General features: G+C 72.1%; 27 protein-coding genes. 12 read left to right on the top strand and 15 right to left on the bottom strand.

The window, feature by feature from the left end; all coding sequences use genetic code 11:
* The first annotated feature begins 15 nt into the window (after positions 1-15).
* From ACLQ29_RS18340 to ACLQ29_RS18355, 4 genes are all read left to right on the top strand, one after another.
* A complete protein-coding gene (locus ACLQ29_RS18340) occupies positions 16-684 on the top strand; it encodes a response regulator transcription factor (protein ID WP_393375004.1) in 669 nt (222 codons plus the stop codon).
* Complete coding sequence (locus ACLQ29_RS18345) at positions 681-1,856, top strand: sensor histidine kinase (protein WP_425772725.1); 1,176 nt, start codon at positions 681-683, stop codon at positions 1,854-1,856. Before ACLQ29_RS18340 ends, ACLQ29_RS18345 begins: the two co-directional genes overlap by 4 nt.
* Before the next feature lie 161 nt (positions 1,857-2,017).
* Positions 2,018-2,425, top strand: a complete 408-nt coding sequence (locus ACLQ29_RS18350; RefSeq protein WP_425772726.1) for a VOC family protein — start codon at positions 2,018-2,020, stop codon at positions 2,423-2,425.
* Positions 2,422-2,841 (top strand): VOC family protein, encoded by a 420-nt coding sequence (locus ACLQ29_RS18355; RefSeq protein ID WP_425772727.1) that lies wholly within the window; start codon positions 2,422-2,424, stop codon positions 2,839-2,841. The genes ACLQ29_RS18350 and ACLQ29_RS18355 overlap by 4 nt, the downstream gene beginning before the upstream one ends.
* 70 nt (positions 2,842-2,911) lie before the next feature.
* Here ACLQ29_RS18355 and ACLQ29_RS18360 read toward each other — a convergent pair whose 3' ends face one another.
* Genes ACLQ29_RS18360 through ACLQ29_RS18370 form a run of 3 tightly spaced genes read right to left on the bottom strand, consistent with a single transcriptional unit; the run spans position 2,912 to position 4,346 of the window.
* Positions 2,912-3,538: a dihydrofolate reductase family protein gene (locus ACLQ29_RS18360; RefSeq protein WP_425772728.1), complete on the bottom strand. Its 627-nt coding sequence runs from the start codon at positions 3,536-3,538 to the stop codon at positions 2,912-2,914.
* A complete protein-coding gene (locus ACLQ29_RS18365) occupies positions 3,535-4,011 on the bottom strand; it encodes an SRPBCC domain-containing protein (RefSeq protein ID WP_425772729.1) in 477 nt (158 codons plus the stop codon). Before ACLQ29_RS18365 ends, ACLQ29_RS18360 begins: the two co-directional genes overlap by 4 nt.
* Positions 4,008-4,346 (bottom strand): ArsR/SmtB family transcription factor, encoded by a 339-nt coding sequence (locus ACLQ29_RS18370; RefSeq protein ID WP_425772730.1) that lies wholly within the window; start codon positions 4,344-4,346, stop codon positions 4,008-4,010. The genes ACLQ29_RS18365 and ACLQ29_RS18370 overlap by 4 nt, the downstream gene beginning before the upstream one ends.
* A gap of 132 nt (positions 4,347-4,478) precedes the next feature.
* Between ACLQ29_RS18370 and ACLQ29_RS18375 the strand changes: the two genes are divergently transcribed.
* The gene (locus ACLQ29_RS18375; RefSeq protein WP_425772731.1) at positions 4,479-4,988 is read left to right on the top strand and encodes a levansucrase; all 510 of its coding nucleotides are present in this window, start codon (positions 4,479-4,481) and stop codon (positions 4,986-4,988) included.
* A 70-nt stretch (positions 4,989-5,058) separates the two neighbouring features.
* Here the strand turns inward: ACLQ29_RS18375 and ACLQ29_RS18380 are convergent, their stop codons facing one another.
* From ACLQ29_RS18380 to ACLQ29_RS18400, 5 genes are all read right to left on the bottom strand, one after another.
* Positions 5,059-5,871, bottom strand: coding sequence for a hypothetical protein (locus ACLQ29_RS18380; RefSeq protein ID WP_425772732.1), 813 nt, complete (start codon positions 5,869-5,871; stop codon positions 5,059-5,061).
* Positions 5,872-6,039: 168 nt separating this feature from the next.
* Complete coding sequence (locus ACLQ29_RS18385) at positions 6,040-8,109, bottom strand: 3-hydroxyacyl-CoA dehydrogenase NAD-binding domain-containing protein (RefSeq protein WP_425772733.1); 2,070 nt, start codon at positions 8,107-8,109, stop codon at positions 6,040-6,042.
* Positions 8,106-9,302, bottom strand: a complete 1,197-nt coding sequence (locus ACLQ29_RS18390; RefSeq protein ID WP_425772734.1) for a thiolase family protein — start codon at positions 9,300-9,302, stop codon at positions 8,106-8,108. Before ACLQ29_RS18390 ends, ACLQ29_RS18385 begins: the two co-directional genes overlap by 4 nt.
* A 302-nt stretch (positions 9,303-9,604) precedes the next feature.
* Positions 9,605-10,924 (bottom strand): ribonuclease D, encoded by a 1,320-nt coding sequence (locus ACLQ29_RS18395; RefSeq protein WP_425772735.1) that lies wholly within the window; start codon positions 10,922-10,924, stop codon positions 9,605-9,607.
* A gap of 243 nt (positions 10,925-11,167) precedes the next feature.
* On the bottom strand, positions 11,168-11,740 hold the full coding sequence (locus tag ACLQ29_RS18400; RefSeq protein WP_425772736.1) for a DUF3000 domain-containing protein: 573 nt from the start codon (positions 11,738-11,740) through the stop codon (positions 11,168-11,170).
* A gap of 137 nt (positions 11,741-11,877) precedes the next feature.
* Here ACLQ29_RS18400 and hemE point away from each other — a divergent pair, with 137 nt between their 5' ends.
* The 3 genes from hemE to hemQ are packed head-to-tail and all read left to right on the top strand — an operon-like array spanning position 11,878 to position 15,089.
* On the top strand, positions 11,878-12,975 hold the full coding sequence (gene hemE, locus ACLQ29_RS18405; RefSeq protein ID WP_425772737.1) for a uroporphyrinogen decarboxylase: 1,098 nt from the start codon (positions 11,878-11,880) through the stop codon (positions 12,973-12,975).
* Between the two features lie 6 nt (positions 12,976-12,981).
* On the top strand, positions 12,982-14,391 hold the full coding sequence (gene hemG, locus ACLQ29_RS18410) for a protoporphyrinogen oxidase (RefSeq protein WP_425772738.1): 1,410 nt from the start codon (positions 12,982-12,984) through the stop codon (positions 14,389-14,391).
* Complete coding sequence (hemQ, locus tag ACLQ29_RS18415; protein WP_425772739.1) at positions 14,388-15,089, top strand: hydrogen peroxide-dependent heme synthase; 702 nt, start codon at positions 14,388-14,390, stop codon at positions 15,087-15,089. The genes hemG and hemQ overlap by 4 nt, the downstream gene beginning before the upstream one ends.
* 115 nt (positions 15,090-15,204) lie before the next feature.
* On the opposite strand, the gene ACLQ29_RS18420 is transcribed toward hemQ, so the two are convergent.
* The 5 genes from ACLQ29_RS18420 to ACLQ29_RS18440 form a co-directional block, all read right to left on the bottom strand.
* Positions 15,205-15,672: a GNAT family N-acetyltransferase gene (locus ACLQ29_RS18420; RefSeq protein ID WP_425772740.1), complete on the bottom strand. Its 468-nt coding sequence runs from the start codon at positions 15,670-15,672 to the stop codon at positions 15,205-15,207.
* Positions 15,673-15,883: 211 nt separating this feature from the next.
* Positions 15,884-16,999, bottom strand: coding sequence for a lytic polysaccharide monooxygenase auxiliary activity family 9 protein (locus ACLQ29_RS18425; protein WP_425772741.1), 1,116 nt, complete (start codon positions 16,997-16,999; stop codon positions 15,884-15,886).
* A 118-nt stretch (positions 17,000-17,117) separates the two neighbouring features.
* Positions 17,118-17,573: a GNAT family N-acetyltransferase gene (locus tag ACLQ29_RS18430; RefSeq protein WP_425772742.1), complete on the bottom strand. Its 456-nt coding sequence runs from the start codon at positions 17,571-17,573 to the stop codon at positions 17,118-17,120.
* Positions 17,574-17,592: 19 nt separating this feature from the next.
* Positions 17,593-18,534, bottom strand: coding sequence for a DMT family transporter (locus tag ACLQ29_RS18435; RefSeq protein ID WP_425772743.1), 942 nt, complete (start codon positions 18,532-18,534; stop codon positions 17,593-17,595).
* A 259-nt stretch (positions 18,535-18,793) separates the two neighbouring features.
* Entirely contained in the window at positions 18,794-19,054 is a 261-nt protein-coding gene (locus ACLQ29_RS18440) for a Prokaryotic metallothionein (RefSeq protein ID WP_355051720.1), read from the bottom strand.
* 158 nt (positions 19,055-19,212) lie between these two features.
* On the opposite strand from ACLQ29_RS18440, the gene ACLQ29_RS18445 reads away from it, so the two are divergent.
* From ACLQ29_RS18445 to ACLQ29_RS18455, 3 genes are all read left to right on the top strand, one after another.
* The gene (locus ACLQ29_RS18445) at positions 19,213-19,488 is read left to right on the top strand and encodes an isoamylase early set domain-containing protein (protein ID WP_425772744.1); all 276 of its coding nucleotides are present in this window, start codon (positions 19,213-19,215) and stop codon (positions 19,486-19,488) included.
* 131 nt (positions 19,489-19,619) lie between these two features.
* On the top strand, positions 19,620-20,369 hold the full coding sequence (locus ACLQ29_RS18450) for a lytic polysaccharide monooxygenase (RefSeq protein ID WP_425772745.1): 750 nt from the start codon (positions 19,620-19,622) through the stop codon (positions 20,367-20,369).
* A 63-nt stretch (positions 20,370-20,432) separates the two neighbouring features.
* Entirely contained in the window at positions 20,433-21,041 is a 609-nt protein-coding gene (locus ACLQ29_RS18455; RefSeq protein ID WP_425772746.1) for a DUF305 domain-containing protein, read from the top strand.
* Positions 21,042-21,072: 31 nt separating this feature from the next.
* Here ACLQ29_RS18455 and msrB read toward each other — a convergent pair whose 3' ends face one another.
* Positions 21,073-21,477, bottom strand: coding sequence for a peptide-methionine (R)-S-oxide reductase MsrB (gene msrB / locus ACLQ29_RS18460; RefSeq protein WP_357247712.1), 405 nt, complete (start codon positions 21,475-21,477; stop codon positions 21,073-21,075).
* A gap of 47 nt (positions 21,478-21,524) precedes the next feature.
* Here msrB and ligD point away from each other — a divergent pair, with 47 nt between their 5' ends.
* Positions 21,525-22,562 carry a non-homologous end-joining DNA ligase gene (gene ligD, locus ACLQ29_RS18465; RefSeq protein ID WP_425772747.1) on the top strand — a complete coding sequence of 346 codons (1,038 nt, stop codon included), beginning with the start codon at positions 21,525-21,527 and terminating at the stop codon, positions 22,560-22,562.
* A gap of 35 nt (positions 22,563-22,597) precedes the next feature.
* Here the strand turns inward: ligD and ACLQ29_RS18470 are convergent, their stop codons facing one another.
* On the bottom strand, positions 22,598-22,855 hold the full coding sequence (locus ACLQ29_RS18470; protein WP_425772748.1) for a hypothetical protein: 258 nt from the start codon (positions 22,853-22,855) through the stop codon (positions 22,598-22,600).
* Between the last annotated feature and the right edge of the window lie 43 nt (positions 22,856-22,898).

The following is a 22,898-nucleotide window of genomic DNA, read 5'->3' on the forward strand; positions in this document are numbered from 1 at the left end:
AGCGAGGAGGCCGGGATGCGGGTACTGGTGGTGGAGGACGAGCGCAACCTCGCCGACGCGATCGCGCGCGGGTTGCGCAAGCGGGGGATGGCTGTCGACGTGGCGTACGACGGCGACGCCGGCCACGAGGCGGCGTTCGTCACCCGGTACGACGTGGTGGTGCTGGACCGCGACCTGCCCGGCGTGCACGGTGACCAGATCTGCGCCGACCTGGCCGCCTCCGGCGCGCTGACCCGGGTGCTGATGCTCACCGCGAGCGTCACGGTGGCCGACCGGGTGGAGGGGCTGCAGCTCGGCGCGGACGACTACCTGTCCAAACCGTTCGCCTTCGACGAGCTGGTCGCCCGCGTGCAGGCGCTGGGCCGGCGGGCCACCCCGGCCGCGCCGCCGGTGCTCGAACTGGCCGACCTGGTGCTCGACCCGGCCCGCCGGGTGGCCACCCGCGCCGGGGTGCCGGTCGACCTGACCAACAAGGAGTTCGGGGTGCTCAGCGAGCTGCTCAAGGCGCGTGGCGCGGTGGTCTCCAGTGAGGAGCTGCTGGAACGGGTCTGGGACGCCAACACCGACCCGTTCACCACGATCGTCCGCGTCACGGTGATGACGCTGCGCAAGAAGCTCGGTGACCCGCCGCTCATCGAGACAGTTGTGGGCGCGGGTTACCGCACGGCCGAGGTGGGCGCGTGAGCCGCCGGGTGCGGCCGACCCTGCGGTTGCGGCTGACGCTGCTCAACGGGGTGCTGCTGGTCGGCGCGGGGGCGATCCTGGTGCTGCTGGCCTGGCTGCTGGTCCGCGACGCGCTGCGCCCCACCGACGAGCTGCTGCCCGGCACGACAGTGCTGCTCTCCGACGGCGGGCGGATGGATGCCGCCGAGTGGCAGCGGCGCCTGGTCGACGCCGCGTCCGGGGAGCTGCTGGCCAAGGGCCTGGTCGCGCTGTTGGCGATAAGCGTGGTCGGGGTCGCCGGCGCGTACGCGGTGGCGGGCCGGGCGCTGCGCCCCCTGCACCAGGTCACCGCCACCGCGCAGCGACTCGGCGAGGCCACCCTGGACCAGCGGATCGGCTACTCGGGCGCCGACGACGAGGTGGCCGAGCTGGCGAAGACGTTCGACGCCATGCTGGACCGGATCGCGTCCGCGTTCGAGGCGCAGAAACGCTTCGTGGCGAACGCCTCGCACGAGCTGCGTACTCCGTTGGCCGTGATGCGGACCGAGATCGACGTGACGCTCAGTGACGACGACGCGGATGCCGCGGAGTACCGCCGGATGGCGACAGTGGTCCGGGACGCGTCCGAGCGGGCCAACGGCCTGGTGGACGCGCTGCTGGTGCTGGCCCGCAGCGAGGCGCAGGCCGGGCGGCAGCTGGGCCGGCGCACCGAGTGCGACCTCTCGGCGGGCACCGCGAACGCGTTGTCGGCGATGCGCCGCGAGGTGGAGCGGATCGGCCTGCGGGTGCAGACGTCGTTGGAGTCCGCGCCCGTCGTCGGTGACCCGGGGCTGCTGGACCGGTTGGCCGGCAACCTCATCGAGAACGCGGTTCGCTACAACCACCTGCACGGCCGGCTCTGGGTGCGTACCGGCACCGACGGCGAGCGGTCCTGGCTGGTCGTGGGCAACACCGGGTTCGAGGTGGACCAGGCCGACGTGCCGGGGCTGTTCGAGCCGTTCCGGCGTGGCGGCCGGGAACGCACCGGGGCCCGGGGGTCCGGCCTCGGCCTGTCCATCGTCCGCGCGGTCTGCACGGCGCACGGCGGCACGGTACGCGTCATCGCGCAGCCCGGCGGTGGCCTGGAGGTAACTGTCACCCTGCCCTCGGCGGACGCCCCGGCGGTGAACGGCGCGGTGGTCATTCCCGGCTGAACGGGGTTGCGCGCAGGGCACGCCCACTGGGAAGATCACCCAGGTCAGCTCGAGAGCGGAAGGGGGTGCGTCGATGTCCACACGTCAGGGCTCCGCACCCCGGGTTTCTGCCGGCTGACCCCGGGCAGCGGAGCGTCCCATCCCGTTCGGAGGGAACACCCGTGTATCCACGGATCCGCAACATCAGTTTTGACTGCCATGACACGTACGCCCTGGCTGGCTTCTGGGCCGCCGTGCTCGGGTACGCCCGACACTCCGAGGACGCCCCGGGTGACCCGGAGGCGGCCCTGCTGCCGTCGGACGACGCCACCCCGAACCTGTTCTTCCAAGAGGTGCCGGAGGAGAAGGTGACGAAGAACCGGCTCCACATCTGCCTGGAACCTGTCGACCGGACCAGAGATGAGGAGGTCGAACGGGTGCTCGGCCTCGGCGCCACACGTGTCACCGACCGTCGCAACGCCGACGGGACGGGCTGGGCGGTGCTCGCCGACCCGGAGGGGAACGAGTTCTGCGTGGTCCGCAGCGCTGGGGAACGTCTCGCCACCACCACCGTAAAGGACCAGCTGTGAGTTCGACGATCCACAACATCAGCATCGACTGTCACGACACGTACGCCCTGGCCGGCTTCTGGGCGCAGGTCTTCGACTGCCCCCGGCACCCCGACGACTTCCCGGGCGACCCGGAGGCGATGCTCCTGCCGCCGGGCGGCCCGGAGGTGCTCTTCCTCGCCGTGCCCGAGGGCAAGGCGGTGAAGAACCGACTGCACCTGGACCTGCAACCCGCCGACCGCACCCGGGCCGAGGAGGTCGAGCGGCTGATCGGCATCGGCGCGACGCTTGTCGCCGATCACGTCGGCCCGACCGGCGGCGGTTGGGTGGTGCTCGCCGACCCGGAGGGCAACGAGTTCTGCGTGCTCGGCAACGCCGCCGAGCGAGCGGCGGCAGCGGCGGCGCGGGCCGCGGCGCAGGGCCACGAACCGGCCTGACCGCCGGCACCGGGCACGAGGCCCCGGCCACCTTCGGATGGTCGGGGCCTCGGCATCACGTCGCCGGGCACTATACGAATGCTGTGACGCCTTCGTACTCCGCCAAGGGAGCGACGCCGACTTGCTCGTACTCGAGCAGGAGCAGGCCGTTCGCCGTCACTTCGTGGTGGACGAGCTGAAGGCCGACGGGTGCGCTCGGGTGGTCGAGCAGCCGCCGCCCGGAACCGACCACTGTGGGAGCGACGATGAGTCGGAGTGTGTCGACGAGGCCAGCCGACAACAGGGCCTTGCCAAGTCGCGCACTGCCGTGGACCTGAAGTTCCCGTCCTGGCTGCGACTTGAGGTTCCCGACGTTGTGGATCGGGTCGCCGCGAAGCACCGTCGTAGGGTGCCAAGCACCCTCCGCCAGCGTGTTGGTCACCACGTACTTCGGTAGTGAGTTCATCCGTTCGGTGTACGGATCGTCCGGGTCGGTGATCTGTGGCCAGTCGCGAGCGAACGCCTCGTAGGTTCGCCGCCCGAGTAGCAGACCGTCGGCGAGACCCAGCCATTCAGAGGTGCGCCCGACGAACTGCTTGTCCAGGTAGGGCACGAGCCAGCCGCCCTGGGTGAAGCCGCCGCTCGTGTCCTCGGTCGACGAGCCAGGACCCTGGCTGACCCCGTCGAGGGTGACGAACTCGGTGAGAGTGATTTTCACGGCGCACCCTGGCTCTCGGCGACCCCGGCGAGTTGTGCGGTCGCCGAACCCCAGCCGTCCGCGAAGCCGATCTTCTCGTGCAGGTCACGAGCGGCGGGATCACCGTGGCGGACGATGATCCGGTAGTCCGTGCCGTCCGGGTGATCCTTCAAGGTGATCTCCGCGGTCATCGGGACCGGGCTGGGGCTCGCGGGCCGCCAGGCGCTGTCGATGACGTTCGTGAACACGATCCGCTCATGATCGTCGACGACGAGGAAGCACGCGTCGAGGTGTGGGACGAACTCCACCCCGTCGTCGCTCAGTCGGGTCACGAGTGCGCCACCGGGTCGGACGTCCAGGCGATCGACGCGGCACAGGGCCGGCGCCGGTATCCACCACCTCTCGAAGCGGGACGGCTCGGTCCAGGCGCTCCACACGGCGGCGCGAGGGGCGCGGATGACTCGCGCCATGGTCAGGTCCAGGTCGGGATTCATTGCGGGTTCTCCTGCTGATCGGTGACGAGGCGTTCCAGGCGGTCCGTGCGCTCTTCCCAGATCCGGCGCTGCTCCGCGAGCCAGTCGTCAACGACGGCGAGGCGCTCGCGGTTGAGCACGCAGGTGCGTACCCGGCCGGACTTGGTCGTGTGGATCAGTCCGTTCGACTCGAGCGTCTGCACGTGCTTCATGAACGAGGGAAGGGTCATCGGAAGCTCGCGGGCGAGATCGCCGACGCTCGTCGGACCGTGGCCGAGGCGTCGGATGACCCAGCGCCGGGTCGGGTCAGCGAGGGCGACGAACACGCCGTCGAGCTGCGCCGAATACTGTGCCATCTGGCTAAGTATCGCGGGAGGCGACACTTAGCGCAAGGGCACAGTATTTGTCCATGATCGACAGGGGCGGCGGGGCAGGCGGCTGTGGTGTTAGATGAGCGGCCACAGCGAGCCAGCGAAGGACGTGGGCGGATGGACAAGGCAGCTACCGAGCCGGTGCGGGCGTACCTCACCGCGACCGGCGAGCGGCTTCGGGCCGACGGCTGCGAGGTGCGCACCGAGGACTGGGGCGGCGTACCGGTGCTGATCGGTCACCGGGGTGATTTCCGGATGCGGTGGATGGCGACAAAGCTGCACCTGTTCACGGTGGCCGCGCCGACGACTGTCGTCACGGCGGACGCCCTGCAGGGGTTCACCGCCACGGCGATGGACTACGTGTTGGCCCGCAAGGGGCAGCTGCGCGGCTTTCAGAACGGCGTGGCGGTGTTCCCCGCCCTGGTCGGCACCCAGGTCGAGCCGGCGGCCTCGGCGTGGGCGCAGGGGGGTCAGCAGGTGAAGTTCGCCGCGCTGTCCCGACCGGTGGCGGTGCAGGCCGGCAGCGGCACGGTCAGCGCCTTCCGTGGCAACCCGGTGCTCGGCTTCATCTACGCGGCTCACCTGCGGAGCAAGCTGAACGCGTACTTCCCGGTGGCCGGAGCCTGAGCGGTCCGGTCGGGTACGGCACGGGGCCCCGGCCACCCTGAGGTGGCCGGGGCCCCGGTCGTCGTACGGCTCAGGAACGCTGCTCGATCTGACCCCGGATGGTGGCGAACTCGGCCTCCACCTGCTTGGCGGTCTTGAAGTAGATCACCACCATGCCCACGCTGCCCCGGTCGGCCCAGACGCAGACGCCGAGTGGCACGCCCTCGGTCTTGCCGTCACCGCACTTCGCGTCGCCGCCCAGCGGGCCCGCCTCGACCACCGCCATGTTTGTCACCGCCAGCTCGCTGGCGAGCCCGGTGACGGCCTCGTCCAGCTCCTTCTTCGGGTCGGCCATCACGCCGGACACCGCCGTGACCATGATGAGATCCTGCTTGGCCGGGTCGCCGTAGAACGCCCCGATCGTGCTGGTCTCGTTCTGCACCTCGGCCTTCATCTCGGTGACCATCTGGTCGGCGGCCGACTGGAGCTGCGGGTCGTTGAGCTTCGGCCGGCCGGCGAGGGTCGCCGGCGCGACCACCCGGGTGTTGGCGGCGTCGACGACGTCGCCGACGTCGTCCTTGAGGGTGAACCAGGCGATCGCCACCCCGCCGAGGCAGAGCACGAGCAGCACCGCCAGCACGATCAGCACGATCTTGCCGACGTTCGACTTCTTCGCCGGGGGCGGGCCGGCGGGCAGGTACGGCTGACCCGGCTGCGCGGGCGGGAACCCCTGCTGCTGCGGCGGCGGCCACGCGCCGGGCTGCTGCGGCTGGCCCAGCTGCTGCGGCTGGCCGGGCTGCTGCGGCTGGCCGGGCTGCTGGGGCTGGCCGGGCTGGCCCGGCTGCTGCGGCGGGTTGGGGGAATCGTGCGGCGGGCCGTACGGGCTGGCCGGCGGCTGAGACATCAGTTAGCTCCAAGTCAGGGGTGCAAAGCGCGTGATCCTAACCCGGTGTGGCTACCGGTGATGCCCCGCGTCGGTCCTCCGCACGGCCGGAGTGATCACAAACGGTCGCGGTGGCCGGCCGTCCACGGGGGACGGTCCGACCACCGCGACGGTGGCGCTGCGATCTCGTTAGGCGGGCAGGCTCGCCGCCCCGCGCGGCAGGAACCGCTGACCGGTGACCCGCTCGGAGGTGCCGGTCCGGTCCAGGTACGGGGTGACGCCGCCCAGGTGGAACGGCCACCCGGCGCCCAGGATCATGCACAGGTCGATGTCCTGCGCCTCGGCGACCACGCCCTCGTCCAGCATCAGCCGGATCTCCTGCGCGAGCGCGTCGAGCGCGTTCTGGCGTACCTGCTCGGCGGTCAGCGGCCGGTCACCGACGACGAGCAGCTTGGCCACCTCGTCGTTTACCTGGTCGTCGACCACGATCGGCTGACCCGAGTCGGCGATCCGCTTGAGGTTCTCGCTGACGCCGTACCGGTCCGGGTATGCGGCGTGCAGCGTGCCGCCCACGTGGTACGCGACGGCCGGCCCGACCAACTGGAGCAGGGCGAGCGGGCGCATCGGCAGGCCCAGCGGGTCCAGTGCGCTGTTCGCCACGTCCAGCGGCGTGCCGGCGTCCACGGCGGCGAAAACGGTGCCCAGGAAACGGGTGAGCAGCCGGTTCACCACGAACGCCGGGGCGTCGGAGACCAGCACGCTCGACTTCTTGAGCTGCTTGCCGACCGCGAACGCGGTGGCCAGGGTGACGTCGTCGGTGCGTTCACCCCGGACGATCTCCAGCAGCGGCAGCACCGCCACCGGGTTGAAGAAGTGGAAGCCGACCACCCGCTCCGGGTGCTCCAGGTCGGCGGCCATCTCGGTGATCGACAGTGAGCTGGTGTTGGTGGCGAGCACCGCCTCCGGAGAGACGATCTTCTCCAACTCGGCCCAGACCTGCTTCTTGACGCCCAGGTCCTCGAAGACCGCCTCGATGACGAAGTCGGCGTCGGCGAAGGCGCCCTTGTCGACAGTGCCGCTGACCAGGCCGTACAGCTTGGCGGCGGTGCCCTTGTCCATCCGGCCCTTGATGACGGCCTTCTCGATCTGGGTGTGCACGTAGCCGACGCCCTTGTCCACCCGGGACTGGTCCAGGTCGCTCATCACGACCGGCACCTGGAGGCGGCGGGCGAACAGCAGCGCCAACTGGCTGGCCATCAGGCCGGCGCCGACGATGCCGACCTTTGTGATCGTGCGGGCCAGACCCTTGTCCGGTGCGCCGGCCGGTCGCTTGGCCCGCCGCTGCACCAGGTCGAACGCGTACAGGCCGCTGCGCAGCTCCTCGGAGAAGACCAGGTCCGCGAGGGCCTCGTCCTCGGCGGCGGTGCCGGCGGCGAAGTCGCCGTCCTTGGCCGTCTCCAACAGGTCGAGGGCCTTGTACGCGGCCGGGACCGCGCCGTGCAGCCGCTGGTTCAGCGTCTCCCGGGCGAAGTAGAGCACGCCCGCCCACATGTCCTTGTCGACCTCGGGACGGGTGACTGTCACCCGACCGCGCACCACGTCGGCGGCCCACTCCAGGGAACGCTCCAGGAAGTCGGCCGGCTCCAGCAGGATGTCCGCGATGCCCAGCTCGGCGGCCTGCTTCGGCTTGAGCATCTTGTTCTGCATGAGCGGGTTCTGGATGATCACCTGGGTCGCGGCGGGGATGCCGATCAGGTTCGGCAGCAGTTGGGTGCCGCCCCAGCCGGGCACCAGACCGAGGGAGACCTCGGGCAGCGCCAGGGCCGCCGCGCCACCGGAGAGCGTCCGGTAGTGGCAGTGCAGCGCCAGCTCCAGGCCGCCGCCCATCGCCGCGCCGTTGACGAACGCGAACGTGGGGACCGTGCTGTCCCTGAGCCGGGCGAAGACCCGGTGACCGAGCCGCCCGATCTCCAGCGCCTGCGCGCGGTCGGCGAGCTGCGGCAGGCCGACGATGTCCGCGCCCACGCAGAAGATGTACGGCTTGCCGGTGACCGCGACGAACGCCGGGTCGGCGGCGAGCGCGGCGGTGATCGCCTCGTCCAGGCTGGCCAGTCCACCCGGACCGAAGGTGTTCGGCTTGGTGTGGTCGAGCCCGTTGTCCAGGGTGATCAGGGCGGCGGGTCGGTCCAGCCCCGGTACGTTCACCTGGCGCAGCAGCGCGCGGGTGACGACCTCGTTCGGTGCGGCCAGTGCGCTCACTTGTTGCCACCCTCCCAGTGTGGGTTCTCCCAGATGACCGTGCCGCCCATGCCGATGCCGATGCACATCGCGGTCACGCCGTAGCGGACCTCGGGGTGCTCGGCGAACTGGCGGGCCAGCTGCGTCATCAGCCGTACGCCCGACGAGGCGAGGGGATGGCCGATGGCGATCGCACCGCCCCACGGGTTGACCCGCGCGTCGTCGTCGGCGATGCCGAAGTGGTCGAGGAAGGCGAGCACCTGCACGGCGAACGCCTCGTTCAGCTCGAACAGGCCGATGTCGTCGATGCTGAGCCCGGCGAGGCGCAGCGCCTTCTCCGTCGACGGGATCGGGCCGACGCCCATCACCTCCGGCTCCACGCCGACGAAACCGAACGACACCAGCCGCATGGCGACCGGCAGGCCCAGCTCGCGGGCGGTGGCCTCGTCGGCGAGCAGGCTCGCGGTGGCGCCGTCGTTCAGGCCGGCCGCGTTGCCCGCGGTGACCTTGCCGTGCGGGCGGAACGGGGTCTTCAGGGTGGCGAGCTTCGCAAGCGAGGTGTCCCGTGGAGCCTCGTCCACGGTCGCCAGGCCCCAGCCGCCCTCCGCGTCGCGGATCGACATCGGCACCAGGTCGTCCTGGAGCTTGCCGTTGGCGTACGCCTTCGCGGTCTTCTGCTGCGAGGCGAGCGCGAACGCGTCGGTGCGCGCCTTGGTGATGTGCGGGACCAGGTCGTGCAGGTTCTCCGCGGTGGCACCCATGACCAGCGCCGACGGGTCGACGAGCTTCTCCGCGATGATGCGCGGGTTGGGGTCGACGCCCTCGCCCATCGGGTGGTGCCCCATGTGCTCGACGCCGCCGGCGATGGCGACGTCGTACGCGCCCATGGCGATGCCGCTGGCCACGGTGGTCACCGCGGTCATGGCGCCCGCGCACATCCGGTCGATGGCGAAGCCGGGAACGGTCTTGGGCAGACCGGCCAGCAGGGCGGCGGTACGGCCGATGGTGAGGCCCTGGTCGCCGATCTGGGTGGTGGCCGCGATGGCGACCTCCTCGACCCGCTCCGGGGGCAGCTGCGGGTTGCGACGCAGCAGTTCACGGATGCAGCGGATCACCAGGTCGTCGGCGCGGGTGTTGGCGTACATGCCACCCGCCTTGCCGAACGGGGTACGGACACCGTCGACAAAGACGACATCCCGAACTTCACGGGGCACTTGAGCCTCCTATTCGACCATGATTCGGCCTTCGTGCGGAGCGGCACTCCGGACCGGACAGGGGTCGCCGACACGGGCACGTTCCCCCGAATGCTACTCGCCAGTAACCAACCCGGCCCCCAGGTCCCCCTGTGGCCCACCCCACACCCACCCCGCCTCCCTCACCCCCGCCTCCCTGACCCCCGCCCCCACCGGACCAGTCCGACCTTCGTTGATCATGGAGTTGTCGTCACGACACGCCGGTGGCGGTGGCGATAACCTCATGATCAACCACGGGGGGTGGGGGTGGGGTGGGGTTCGAGTTAGGGGGTGGGGGTTAGGGCTTCGGTTAGGTCGGTGGTGAGGAGCCCGATCTGCCACTCGCGGGCGTTGAGGCCGCGCAGCGTCTCCGCGACGGTGTCCTCGGTGAGCTCTTCCGGTGGCGTCCAGGCCAGCCGGCGCACCGAATCCGGGGTGATCAGGTTTTCCGGCGGCAGGTTGTGCTCACCGGCGATGCGGACCACCACCTCCCGGCACCGGGCCAGCCGGCCAGCCGCCACCGGATCGCGTTCGGCCCACCGGTGCGGCGGGGGCGGGCCCTCCACGGTCGGGGAGACCGGCAACGAGTCGTCCGGCAACTGCCGGGCGTCGTCGAGAGCGGCCAGCCAGGTGCGGGCCAGCCGACGGACCGACCGGCCGCCGAAACCGGGCAGGGTCAGCAGGGCCTTCTCGTCCTGCGGGTCCAACTCGGCGGCGGCGATGATCGCCGAGTCGGGCAACACCCGACCGGGAGCGGCGTCCCGCCGGGAAGCGATCTGGTCCCGGGCGTACCACATCGAGCGGACGCGGGCCTGGGCCCGCGCCCCGCGCAGCCGGTGGATGCCGGAGGTGCGCCGCCAGGGCTCCGCCCGGACCCGCGGCGGGCGCGCCCCGGTGCGGACCAGCGCGGCGAACTCCTCCGCGGCCCAGGCCGACTTGCCCTGTCGGGTCAGCTCCGCGTCGAGCGCGTCACGCAGGTCGGTGAGCAGCTCCACGTCGAGGGCCGCGTACGTCAGCCACGACTCGGGCAGCGGCCGGCTCGACCAGTCGGCCGCCGAGTGGTGCTTCTCCAGGGTGAACCCGAGCAGCTGCTCGGTCAGCGCGGCTAGCCCGACCCGCTCGAACCCCGCCAGCCGGGCCGCCAACTCTGTGTCGAACAACCGGCGCGGGCGCAGCCCCACCTCGGCCAGGCAGGGCAGATCCTGGCTGGCCGCGTGGAGCACCCACTCGGCATCCCCGATCGCCGCGTCCAGCGCGCTGAGGTCCGGCAGTGGCAGCGGGTCGATGAGCGCCGTGCCCGCACCGGCCCGGCGCAGTTGCACCAGGTACGCGCGCTGGCTGTAGCGGTAGCCGGAGGCGCGTTCGGCGTCCAGGGCGACGGGGCCGCTGCCCGCCGCGAAGCGGGCCACGACCTCGGCCAGCGCGGCCGGAGCGGCCACCGGGTCGGGCGTGCCGTCACGCGGGGCGATCAGCGGAACGGGCCCACCGTCGGTCGGGTCCACCCCGTCGCCCGCCGGCTTCGGCTGGGCCGACGGCGGGTGCTGGGGTGCGTTTCCCGGGAGTTCCTCGGCGGGCCGACGGCGCAGGGGTGGTTCGTCGGTCACCTGCCAACCCTAGTGCGCGCGATGATCCGGCGGGTGCAGCCGGTCCGGCGAGTGTCGGTCAGGTGTCCACGAGATGTCTCGGGCTACCACCCACACCCCGTCGATCATGGACTCGCGGTGCCTCACAAATGCCGTACACGGCAGCATTTCGCCCACCACAACTCCACGATCGACGCGGGAGGGGGCGGGCGCGGCGCGGGAGAGAGCGGGGGCGGGCGCGGGAGAGTGCGGGTGGGGTGGGGGTCAGGCTGCGCCGGCGGGGCGGCGGTCGGAGAGGGCGGTTACGCCGGGTGGGGGGAGGCCGGCGGTGGAGGCGAGCAGTGCGCACCAGCCGAGCAGGTGTGGGGTCAGGTCGTCGTCGATCGGCGTCCAGGAGGCGCGGATCTCGATGTCGCCGACGGTCGGTGGGCCGGCGAGGTCGCCGAAGCGGGTCGACATGGTCTGCGTCACCGTGCCGCCGATCGCCCGGTGGCCGGCATCCTGGGCGTCCAACGCGTCGGTCAGCCACGTCCAGCCGACCCCGGGTAGCAGCGGGTCGGCGGCCAGGTCGACCTCCAACTCGGCGGTCACGTAGGTGACCAACCGCAGGGTGCCCTGCCACGCCTCGTGGCCGACCGGGTTGTGCAGCAGGATCAGTCGGCCGGTCGCGACCTCGTCGGCGTCGCGCAGCACGGTCGCGGAGAGCGCGAACGCGTACGGAGCCAACCGCTGGGGGGCGCCGACCTCCTCCAGCGTGATCTCCGGCCGGGGAGTCGCCGATCGCAGCCCGGCGACCGCGCGGGCGAACGTCTCCGGGAGCGCGATCGGGGGGGCCATGTCGGCAGCCTATGCCGCCGTCGGCCCCCGGCTTCGACGGCGCGCCGACACCCGTGCGCCGCCGGGGGGCCTTCCGAAGTCGCTCTTCCTTTCACCCCAGGTGGGGTGGGGGTCGTGGGCGTGGCACGATTGCGGCGATGACCACGGACACCACGGGCACTGTCGCCCGAGACGGAGAACCCCGCCCCGGCGGACCGGCCGACTCGCCCTTCGTCAGGGCCTGCTGGCGACGGTCCGGCCCGCACACCCCGGTCTGGTTCATGCGCCAGGCCGGCCGCTCGCTGCCGGAATACCGGGAGATCCGGGCGACCGTGCCGATGCTGGAGTCCTGCCGTCGCCCCGAGTTGGTCACCGAGATCACGCTCCAGCCGGTGCGCCGGCACGGCGTGGACGCGGCGATCCTGTTCAGCGACATCGTGGTGCCGGTCGCGGCGGCCGGTGTCGATCTGGACATCGTGCCGGGCACCGGCCCGGTGGTCGCCGAGCCGGTCCGCACCCTCGCCGACGTCGAGCGGATCCGCCCGATCACCCGTGACGACGTCCCGTACGTGGACGAGGCCGTCCGGCAGTTGGTCGTCGAGCTGGGCGACACCCCGCTCATCGGTTTCGCCGGCGCGCCGTTCACCCTGGCCAGCTACCTGGTCGAGGGCGGGCCGTCGCGGACCCACGCGAAGACCAAGGCCCTGATGTACGGCAACCCGGAGCTGTGGCACGCGCTCTGCGGTCGGCTGTCCGAGGTGACGCTCGCCTTCCTGCGGGTGCAGATCGAGGCGGGCGTGTCCGCCGTGCAGTTGTTCGACTCGTGGGCGGGCGCGCTGTCCGAGGCCGACTACCGCCGGTACGTGCTGCCGCACTCGACCGCGGTGCTGAGCGGGCTGGCTGACGCCGGGGTGCCGCGGATCCACTTCGGGGTGGGCACCGCCGAGCTGCTCGGCGCGATGGGCGAGGCCGGCGCGGACGTGGTCGGCGTCGACTGGCGTACCCCGCTGGACGTGGCCACCCACCGGATCGGCCCGGACAAGGCGGTGCAGGGCAACCTGGACCCGTGCCTGCTGTTCGCGCCGTGGCCGGTGGTGGAGGCCGAGGTGCGTCGCATCCTGGAGCAGGGCCGGGCGGCCCCGGGGCACGTGTTCAACCTCGGGCACGGTGTGCTGCCGGAGACCGACCCGGAGGTGTTGACCCGGGTGGTCGCGCTCGTGCACGAGCTTTCCCACCGCCGGGCCGACCAGGGCTGACCCGTGATGCGGCAACCCTGGCGGGTGGCGGTGGTCGGCGGCGGTATCGCCGGGCTGGCCGCCGCGGTCCGCCTGCGCGACCACGCACCGGCCGGCACCGAGATCAGGGTGTACGAGCAGTCCGGCGCACTGGGCGGCAAGCTGCGTACGGGGGAGCTGGCTGGTCAGCCGGTGGAGTTCGGGGCCGAGTCGTTCCTGATGCGTGACCCGACCGGGGCGGAGTCCGCCGCGGTGGCCCTGATCCGACGGCTCGGGTTGGCCGAGAAGATCGTGCACCCGACGGTGGGGCAGGCCGCGCTCGTCATCGACGGTGGGCTGCGCCCCATCCCGGGCGGCACGCTTGTGGGCGTACCGGGGGATCTGGACCGGGTGACCTCGGTCGCCCGCCCGGCGGCGGACGCCGACACCGACGACGGGCGGCCCCTGGTCGGGCCGGACGCGGACGTCTCGGTGGGCGCGCTGGTCCGTTCCCGCTTCGGCGACGAGGTGGTCGAGCGGCTGGTCGACCCGATGCTGGGTGGCGTGTACGCGGGCCGCGCCGACGATCTCTCCCTGGTCACGACGATGCCGGCGCTGGCCCGTACGGCCCGGGTGGAGCACACCCTCGTCGGCGCGGTCCGGGCCGCGCAGGCCGCCGCGCCGCGTGCCCCCGGTGCTCCGGTCTTCGGCACGCTGGCCGGTGGGTTGCGCACCCTGGTCGAGGCCGCCGTGACTGCCAGCGGCGCGACGGTACGGCGGGACGCCGCCGTCCGCGAGGTGACACCTACCGACACGGGTTGGCGGCTCACCGTCGGCCCGACCCGCGACCCGGCGTTCGTCGACGTGGACGCCGTGGTGCTTGCGGTGCCGGCGCGACCGGCGGCCCGGCTGCTCGCGGGCCCGGCCCCGGCGGTCGCGAAGGGTGTCGGCGAGCTGGACTACGCGAGCGTCGCGCTTGTCACGCTGGCGCTGCCGCAACCGCGCCTGCCTGAGTTGTCCGGCTTCCTGGTGCCGAGCACCGAGGGTCTGCTGATCAAGGCGGCCACCTTCTTCACCACCAAGTGGGGGCACCTGCGCCGGCCGGACGGCCTGGCGTTGGTGCGCGCGTCGGTGGGCCGGTACGGCGAGGAGGCGCACCTTCAGCGCCCCGACGTGGACCTGGCGACCACCGTGCATCGAGAGCTCTCGGCGGTGCTCGGCACCCCGTTGCCCGCCCCGGTCGACGGGCACGTGCAGCGGTGGGGCGGCGCGCTGCCGCAGTACGCCCCGGGGCACGCCGACCGGGTCGCCGCCGCGCGCGCGGCGCTGCGGGCCGCGTACCCCACAGTGGTCCTCGCCGGCGCCGGTTACGACGGCGTCGGCATCCCGGTCTGCGTCCGCTCCGGCGAGACGGCGGCCGACGAGATCATCACAGCACTGGGAGGATCGGCGAGATGACCGAGCAGACAAACGCGGCCCGCCTGCGGGAGCTGAACGACAGCATCCGCTACACCATGTGGTCGGTGTTCCGGGCCAGCGCCCCGCTGCCGTCGCTGCGGGACAACGTCACAGGTGAGGTCGTGGCCCTCTTCGACGAGCTGGCCGGCAAGGACGTGGTGGTCCGCGGCGTGTACGACGTCGCCGGTCTGCGCGCCGACGCGGACGTGATGATCTGGTGGCACTCCGCGTCCCCCGACGCGCTCCAGGACGCGTACCTGCGGTTCCGCCGCACCACGCTGGGGCGGTCGCTGACCCCGGTCTGGTCGCAGATGGCGCTGCACCGGCCGGCCGAGTTCAACAAGAGCCACATCCCGGCGTTCCTTGCCGGCGAGGAGGCCCGCCCCTACATCTGCGTGTACCCGTTCATCCGGTCCTACGAGTGGTACCTGCTGCCCGACGCCGAGCGGCGCGAGATGCTCGCCGAGCACGGCAAGATGGCCCGCGGCTACCCGGACGTCCGCGCCAACACGGTGGCCTCGTTCGCGTTGGGTGACTACGAGTGGATGCTCGCCTTCGAGGCCGACGAACTGCACCGGATCGTCGACCTGATGCGGGACCTGCGCGCCTCCGGCGCCCGCCGGCACGTCCGCGAGGAGGTCCCGTTCTACACGGGCCGTCGCCGTTCGGTCGCCGAGATCGTCAACTGCCTGGTCTGACCCCCGCCCGGTCACGCCGCGATCTTGCACTTTCTGCCCCGACGAAAAGGGCATAAGCCGCAATAAGGCGACAGAAAGTGCAAGATCGCGGGGGACGGGTGGGTTTGGGTTTGGGTTAGAGGGGGCGGAGCATGAGTTGTTCGCCGTCGGAGGTCAGGGTGGTCAGCTGGAAGCCGGCGCGGCGGTAGAGGGCCTTCGCCGCCGCGTTGTCCGGCATGACGCTGAGCCGCAGCCGGTCGGCACCGTGCTGGCGGGCCCAGCACGCGACCTCGTCCACCAGGCGGTCGCCGACACCCCTGCCCCGGGCGTCGGGGTGCACCCACATCGAGATCAGCTCCAGCACCAGCGGGTCCGCCGTGGGTACGCCGCTGGCCATCCCGACCGGGCGCCGGTCCAGGACGGCCACCACGTCGTGTGCGCCGGGAATGCTCAGCCGGTCGCGCCAGCGCTGTTCGCGGTCGCCGTCGCCCTGCCAGTCGGCGAGCCGGGAGCCGAACGCTTCCGGCGCCTCGGTGAGGGCGGCCAGCCGCAGGTCGCGCCAGGTGGGCCAGTCATCGGGGGCGAGCACCCGGATCTCGATCATGCGGGAGATGGTGCCAGGACGGGCCGCCGGGCACCACCGGATTAGGGCCTGCGTCAAAGCCACTGGCCGGCCTGCGGCGGGGCCAGACGACGACCGGCCGCCTTGCCGGACCGCCGTCTGGACTCCGCCTCGGCTCGACCGAGGACTTTGACACAGGCCCTCACCGCCGGCCGGTGCCGCACCCCCGCCCGGGTGCGGCACCGGTCGGAGGTCAACTGGTCGACGTGCAGGAGACCAGCGGAACCGGGTTGCTGCCGTTCCACGAGCCGAGGAAACCGAACGTGGTGCTCGCGCCGGCGGCGAGGGTGCCGTTGTGGTCGGCGTTGCGTGCGGTGACCAGCGAGCCGTTGGTGCTGACCGTCGCGTTCCACGACGAGGTGACCCGCTGGCCGTTGTTGTAGTTCCAACTCACCGACCAGCCACGGGTGGGCGAGCCGCCCGCGCTCACCTTCACCTCGGCCTGGAAGCCGCCGGACCACTGGCCGGTGACCTGGTACGTCGCCGTGCAGGCCCCGGCCGGCGGCGGGGTGCTCGGCGGCGGGGTGGTGGGCGGAGGCGTGGTCGGCGGGGGCGTGGTGGGCGGCGGGGTCGTCGGCGGGGGCGTGGTCGGCGGCGGGGTGCTCGTGCCGCCGCCGAAGGTGACGTCGCTGCACAGGTAGTACGACTGGTCGAAGTGGCTGGCCTGCCAGACGGTGTAGACCATGTGCCGTCCGGTGCGCCCGGGCGCGTTGACCGGGATCTGGATGGAGACGCCGCCGGTGTCCGGGTTCCACTGGGAGGCCGGGGTGTTGCCGATCTGACCGGCCAACTCCAGGTCGTCCCAGCCGAGCGGCTCGGTGAGCGCGTCGAAGCCCTGCTTGGTCACGTACACCCGGATGTAGTCGGCGCCGTGACTGGCCCCGTCGAAGAAGCGGAGCCGGAAGTTGTTCGACACCGCCGTGGTCTTCCACGCGCCGATGGTGTCCAGCGCGTTGTAGCGACCATTCTGGGTGCGACCGCCGCTGCACAGCTGGCCGTTGGGGACGGCGGCCTGGTGGTTGCCGCCCACGCCCTCGCGGAACAGGCCGTTCCAGTTCCACATGGCCTGCGGGTCGGCCTGCCAGGCCTGCCAGCACATCGGGTCTTCGGTGGCCATCCGGGGGTTCTGGAACTCGGCCCCCCACCGTTGCCAACAGCTGTAGTTGCGCGAGGCCGGGTCGACGACCGATCCGTGCGCGGAGGCGGGCTCTGCCCGCATGGTGTTCAGAGCGGTCGTCAACAGGAGCGTGCTGGTCGCCACGATGGCTAACAACCAGAGCACGCGTCGTGATCGGGTGAGAGTGGACATGGAGCCCCCGGGGGGATGAGGTCGGACGACGACACCCGGATCGGCGGGAGTTGCCCACTCCCGCGCCTATTCGCTGGCTCCCGCGACGGCTCTACTCGGAACCATGCCAGCCCGATCGTCAGTCGTCAATGACATCACGTCGCATCGGGGTGTGCGGGATGCCGTCCTCGACGTACTCCGGGCCGCATACCGCGAAACCGCGCCGGCTGTAGAACGTGACCAGGTGCGACTGGGCGTCCAGCACGCAGGGCCGGTTGCCGACCACCTCCAGCGCCGCGCTCATCAGCCGGCCGGCGTGCCCGCCGCCGCGCGCCTCCGGGGCGACCACCACCCGACCGATCCGGGCGGCGCCGTCCGGATCGGCCAGGATTCGCAGGTACGCAAGCGGCGCGCCACCGTCGGTCAGCCAGAGGTGGCGGGTGCCCGGCTCGACGTCGCGCCCGTCGAGTTCCGGGTAGGGGCAGTTCTGTTCCACCACGAACACGTCGATGCGCAGCTTGAGCAGGTCGTGGAAGGTGCGGGCGTTCAGGTCGGCGAAGGACGCCGTCCGGATCTCGGTGGTCTGCGAGGACATCCGACGATGGTAGGCCGCCTCAGGGGACGCCCGGTCGAGGTGCCAGGTAGGTGGCGGCCACGGCGGTGAGCAGCAGGACGCCGCCACCGACGACCGGGAGCGGCAACGGCTCGTGCAGCAGCGCCACCGCCAGCGCCGCCGCGGTGAGCGGTTCGAGCAGGGTCACCACGGCGGCGACACTGCCCGGGGTGGTGCGCAGCCCGGCGTAGAACAGCGCGTACGCCACCGCCGTGGTGATCACGCCGAGGTGCAGCAGCAGTGCCACGGTGTCCGGGCGGACCGGCACGCCGATCCCGGCGACCACGGCGAACGGGGCCAGGGTCAGCGCTCCGATCACGGTGGAGATGGTGGTCAGCGTCATCGGTGCGACGTGCTGGGACACCTGCCGGCTGATCAGGGTGGTCACCGCGTACCCGAGGCCGGAGCCGGCCGCCGCGAGCAGGCCGAGCAGCGGCGCGGGCACCGCGGCGGTCGGGTCCGCCGTCGCCCCGGTGATCAGGGCGAGACCGACCACCGCCGCGACGAGCGTGGCGAGGCGCAGCGGGCCGGGGAGCCGGCGGGCGCGTACCGACTCCCAGGTCGCGGCGAGCACCGGGGCCAGGCCCAGGCTGACCACTGTGGCGACGCTGACGCCGGCCCACGCCACCGCGGCGAAGTAGAGCGCCTGGTAGAGGCCGAGGCCGACGCCGGTGAGCAGCAGCGGTGCGGGTGCCGCGCGCACCGCGGACCAGAGCGTGCCGAGCCGACCGGCGGTGCACGCCAGCAGGACGAGAGCGGCGATCGCGAGGCGATGGAACCCGATGCTGACCGGGCTGAGCCCGGTGCTGTCGCGCAGGAGTTGCACCGCCACGCCTGTGGTGCCCCACAGCACGCCGGTGACGGTGATCTGGATCAGGCCGGTGCGGGCCGGACTGGTGGCCGTGGCCGGGGCGGCCGGCGGCACGGTACGGGAGAGGGACACGGGGGCGCTCCGAAGGGTGAGCCGTTGACGGGGACGACGTCGACGGAGCGCGTACGGCAGGGGGCCGAGCCGGGTCGGTCACCCGGTCGGCAGGTGCGGCGCTCCGTTCAGGAGCGCGGCGGGGGAAGAACGCACAGCAGCGGCCGCATGGCGACGACCGTACCGCAGGATCGTGGGATCGGGCGCGGCCTATCGGCCGGCCGGCGCGATCGCGCGGGCGGGTGGTCAGGCCGGGCGGGTGGTCAGGCCGGGCGGGTGGTCAGGCCGGGCGTGCGCCGACGGCGTCGCGGATCTCGGCGCCCTCGGCGCCCTCGACCGCGCGGGCGCAGTGTCCGCAGCAGAAGAAGCGGCCGTTGACCTCGACGCCATGCCCGACGATCTTGACCTGGCAGTGCTCGCAGATCGGGGCCATCCGGTGGATCGCGCATTCGAACGAGTCGAAGGTGTGCACGTCGCCGCTGACGGTGTGCACCTCGAACGCCATCCAGTAGTCGTTGCCGCAGACCTCGCACGTGGCCATGGTCAAGCTCCCTCATTGCGCCGTTTCGTCCCAGAATGCCGGAAGCTTGGGCGCGCGTGGACCGAAATGGCCTCTCTACCGCCACCTGGGGCGGCGTGTCGGCTCCGGCGTGTTGTCCGTTGTGCCAGGTGAACTGCCGCAACCCCCGGAGGGTCACAGTGATCAAGCGCAACAAGCTCTTCGGCAGCCAGACCCGGGTGACCTTCTGCCTGCCCCGGGACTCCCCGCCCGGCCCGGTGAGCGTCGTCGGCTCCTTCAACGACTGGGAGCCGGGTCGACACGAGTTGGTGATCCGCCGTGACGGCCTGCGGACGGTCACCGTGCGGCTCCCGCCGGGGGAGTACGTGTTCCGCTACCTCGCCGCCGGTGGCGTCTGGTTGGACGACGAGTCGGCCGACCAGGTCGACGACCGGGGCAGCCTGCTCCGCCTCTGACGGCAGGGTCGTCCTGCTCCGCCAGCAGAGTCGTCACCATCGATGGATTTATCGATCGGAGTCTTTACTGTTAACAATGTTTAAATTATGTTGGGGGCACCCCACCGGACCCCGGAGAAGGAGCCGCCCCGATGCGTCGAAGAATCACCATCCCGCTGGTGGCGGCCGGTGCTGTCGCCGCCACCCTCACCGTCGCCGTCCCCGCGCAGGCGCACGGCTACGTCTCCGCCCCGCCCAGTCGGCAGGCGCTCTGCGCGCAGGGCCGGGTGCCCGACTGCGGGCAGATCAGGTACGAGCCGCAGAGCGTCGAGGGGCCCAAGGGCCTGCGCAGCTGCAACGCCGGCATCTCCCAGTTCGCCGTCCTCAACGACGACAGCCGGGGCTGGCCGGCCACCTCGGTCGGCAGCTCGCTGACCTTCACCTGGGTGAACACCGCCCGCCACGCCACCAGCAACTGGGAATACTGGATCGGCAACACCCGGGTCGGCGTGGTCAACGGCAACAACCAGCAGCCGGGCGCGACGGTCTCGCACACCGTCAACCTCGGCGGCTTCTCCGGACGGCAGAAGATCCTCGCGGTGTGGAACATCTCCGACACCGCGAACGCCTTCTACTCCTGCGTCGACGTGCAGATCGGCGGTGGGTCGAACCCGAGCCCCACGCCGAGCGCCTCACCCACCCCACGGCCCACCCCGACCGCCACCCCGACCGCCTCGCCGACCACGACGCCCGCCCCGGGCGGCAGTTGGACGGCGGGCCGGGCGTACCAGGTCGGTGACCAGGTCACCTACGGCGGACGGACGTACCGCTGCCGGCAGGCGCACACGGCGATTCCCGGCTGGGAGCCGCCGAACGTACCCGCGCTCTGGCAACAGGTCTGACCCCACGGGTGCGGCCGGTGGCCGCACCCGTGTCGCCCTCCCCGAGTGAACGGAGCACCCGGCATGCCCCGTCGTACCCGTCTGGTGTCAATTGCCGCCGCGCTGCTGCTCACCGCGGCCTGCGGCGGGTCGCCCACGTCGAGCACGCCGGTCGTGCCGCAACCGGCCCCCGCGTCCCCGGTCGGGACGGCGTCGCCCGGATCCGGGGGCGCGGGGTCCGCGGTCGCCGGGGACGCGATGAGCGGGATCGACGTGGTCTTCCTGACCACGATGGTCGGGCACAGCGAACGCACCCTGCAGATCGTCGCGCTGGCCCGGGACCGGGTGCGCGACGACGCGCTGCGCACCCTGGCGGCCGCCATCGAGGCGACCGAGGCCGACGAGCTGTCCGCGATGCGCGGTTGGTTACCCACGGCCGGGCCGGGCGCCAGCGCGGGCGCGCACCAGCACGAAGGGCACGGCGACGCCGCCGCGCTCGACCGGCTGCGGACCGCGCCCGACGCGGACGTCGACCGGGCACTGCGCGAGGTGCTCGCCGAGCACCAGCGTGCGGCGGCCGACCTGGCCCGAGCCCAGGTCGGCGTCGGCCGAAACGAGCAGGTCCGCGACCTGGCCCGGCGGATCGAGCAGTCCCGGACCGCCGAGGTCGGGCTGCTCGGGGGTACGCCGTGAGCACGCACCGGCCGCGCCCGGACAGCTCAGGTCAGCGAGGTTCCAGCCGGACCGAGATCGAGTTGACGCAGTGCCGGGTGTCCTTCGGGGTGAAGCCCTCGCCGTGGAAGACGTGCCCGAGGTGACTGTCGCAGCGGGCGCAGCGGATCTCGGTGCGCGCCATGCCGAGACTGCGGTCCTCGATCTCCTTGACCCGGCCCGGGATGGCGTCGTCGAAGCTCGGCCACCCGCAGTGCGAGTCGAACTTCGTGTCGCTGGAGAACAGCTCCAGCCCGCAGGCGCGGCAGTGGTAGACCCCCTGGGTCTTCGTGTCCACGTACTCGCCGACCCACGGGCGTTCGGTGCCGGCCTCCCGCAGGACGTGGAACTCCTCGGGGGTCAACCGGACCCGCCACTCGTCGTCGGTGCGGGGCAGCTCGTTGTCGTCAAGACTCACCCGTCAACGGTACGTCGAACGTCGGGGGTGTGGCATAAGGTCGCGAGATGGCGGGCACCAAGGCAGCGGTCACCGAGGTCGAGGTGGCCGGGCACACCGTACGGCTGAGCAGTCCCGATCGGGTGATCTTCCCCCAGCGGGGCTTCACCAAGGCGGACGTCTTCCACTACTACCTCGCGGTGGGCGACGGGATCATGCGCGCCCTGCGCGAGCGGCCCACCACGCTGCAGCGCTTCCCCGAGGGCGTCGAGGGTGAGGCGTTCTTCCAGAAGCGGGTGCCCACCCGGGGGGTGCCGCCCTGGGTGACGACCGCGCAGATCACCTTCCCCAGCGGTCGCAGCGCGGCGGAGCTGTGCCCGGCCGACCTGGCGCACGTGGCCTGGGCGGCGCAGATGGGCACCATCGTCTTCCACCCCTGGCCGGTGCGCGCCGCCGACGCCGACCGACCCGACGAGCTGCGCATCGACCTCGATCCGCAGCCCGGCACCGACTTCGCCGACGCGGCCCGGGCCGCCGCGGAGGTCCGCACGCTCCTCGACGAGCTGGGCGTGCCCGGCTGGCCGAAGACCTCCGGCGGTCGGGGCGTGCACGTCTACCTGCGCATCCAACCCCGGTGGACGTTCACCGAGGTGCGCCGGGCCACCATCGCGCTGGCCCGGGAGGTGGAGCGCCGCAACCCCGACCTGGTCACCACCGCCTGGTGGAAGGAGGAGCGCGGCACCCGGGTCTTCGTCGACTTCAACCAGATGGCCCGAGACCGGACGATCGCCTGCGCGTACTCGCTGCGGGCCAACGCGCGGGCCACCGTCTCCACCCCGGTCACCTGGGACGAGCTGCCCGACGCCGACCCGGACGACTTCGACCTGCGCACCGTGCCGGCCCGGCTCGCCGAGCGCGGCGACCCGCACGCCGGCATCGACGACGCACCGTGGGACATCACGCCGCTGCTGGAGTGGGCCGACCGCGACGCCGCCGCCGGCCAGGGCGACCTGCCGTACCCGCCGGACCACCCGAAGATGCCCGGCGAGCCCAAGCGGGTGCAGCCCAGCCGCGCCAAGCGCGCTCCGGAGGGCGAGAGCGCCTGAGGCGGCGAAACTCGGTGCGGCTACGCGCGCGTTGGCTAGCGCGACCGTCGTGGCCGGGCAGCAGGCTGGACGATCACGGGGGCGGTAACCTTCACCAGGCCGCCGCGCATGACGAAAATCGACCTCCGCGCTGTGGCGTCACCGGCAGAGTTCAACTGGTATCCATCAATCCACAGCCACCCGTGGTAGGTGTGCCAGTCGAGCACACGGATGACCCGGAACCGGAACGGGCGGAGGAACTGAACGGAACAGGCCCGGGTTATCCGGAGTACGTCACCCGCCCGGGGGGTCACTGATCTTTCCTGTCTCGCCACGCCCGCAGCGTTTCCCCGGCCT

It is taken from the genome of Micromonospora sp. DT228, assembly GCF_049841595.1.
GTDB lineage: Bacteria > Actinomycetota > Actinomycetes > Mycobacteriales > Micromonosporaceae > Micromonospora.

Coding starts and splice junctions, on each gene's coding strand:
- hemG (WP_425772738.1), top strand. CDS start 12,982: ATGCGGCAACCCTGGCGGGTGGCGGTGGTCGGCGGCGGTATCGCCGGG.
- ACLQ29_RS18425 (WP_425772741.1), bottom strand. CDS start 16,999: ATGTCCACTCTCACCCGATCACGACGCGTGCTCTGGTTGTTAGCCATC.
- ACLQ29_RS18340 (WP_393375004.1), top strand. CDS start 16: ATGCGGGTACTGGTGGTGGAGGACGAGCGCAACCTCGCCGACGCGATC.
- ACLQ29_RS18400 (WP_425772736.1), bottom strand. CDS start 11,740: ATGGCCCCCCCGATCGCGCTCCCGGAGACGTTCGCCCGCGCGGTCGCC.
- ACLQ29_RS18380 (WP_425772732.1), bottom strand. CDS start 5,871: ATGTCTCAGCCGCCGGCCAGCCCGTACGGCCCGCCGCACGATTCCCCC.
- ACLQ29_RS18455 (WP_425772746.1), top strand. CDS start 20,433: ATGCCCCGTCGTACCCGTCTGGTGTCAATTGCCGCCGCGCTGCTGCTC.
- ACLQ29_RS18440 (WP_355051720.1), bottom strand. CDS start 19,054: ATGGCCACGTGCGAGGTCTGCGGCAACGACTACTGGATGGCGTTCGAG.
- ACLQ29_RS18450 (WP_425772745.1), top strand. CDS start 19,620: ATGCGTCGAAGAATCACCATCCCGCTGGTGGCGGCCGGTGCTGTCGCC.
- ACLQ29_RS18365 (WP_425772729.1), bottom strand. CDS start 4,011: ATGAATCCCGACCTGGACCTGACCATGGCGCGAGTCATCCGCGCCCCT.
- ACLQ29_RS18430 (WP_425772742.1), bottom strand. CDS start 17,573: ATGTCCTCGCAGACCACCGAGATCCGGACGGCGTCCTTCGCCGACCTG.
- ligD (WP_425772747.1), top strand. CDS start 21,525: ATGGCGGGCACCAAGGCAGCGGTCACCGAGGTCGAGGTGGCCGGGCAC.
- hemE (WP_425772737.1), top strand. CDS start 11,878: ATGACCACGGACACCACGGGCACTGTCGCCCGAGACGGAGAACCCCGC.
- hemQ (WP_425772739.1), top strand. CDS start 14,388: ATGACCGAGCAGACAAACGCGGCCCGCCTGCGGGAGCTGAACGACAGC.
- ACLQ29_RS18375 (WP_425772731.1), top strand. CDS start 4,479: ATGGACAAGGCAGCTACCGAGCCGGTGCGGGCGTACCTCACCGCGACC.
- ACLQ29_RS18420 (WP_425772740.1), bottom strand. CDS start 15,672: ATGATCGAGATCCGGGTGCTCGCCCCCGATGACTGGCCCACCTGGCGC.
- ACLQ29_RS18370 (WP_425772730.1), bottom strand. CDS start 4,346: ATGGCACAGTATTCGGCGCAGCTCGACGGCGTGTTCGTCGCCCTCGCT.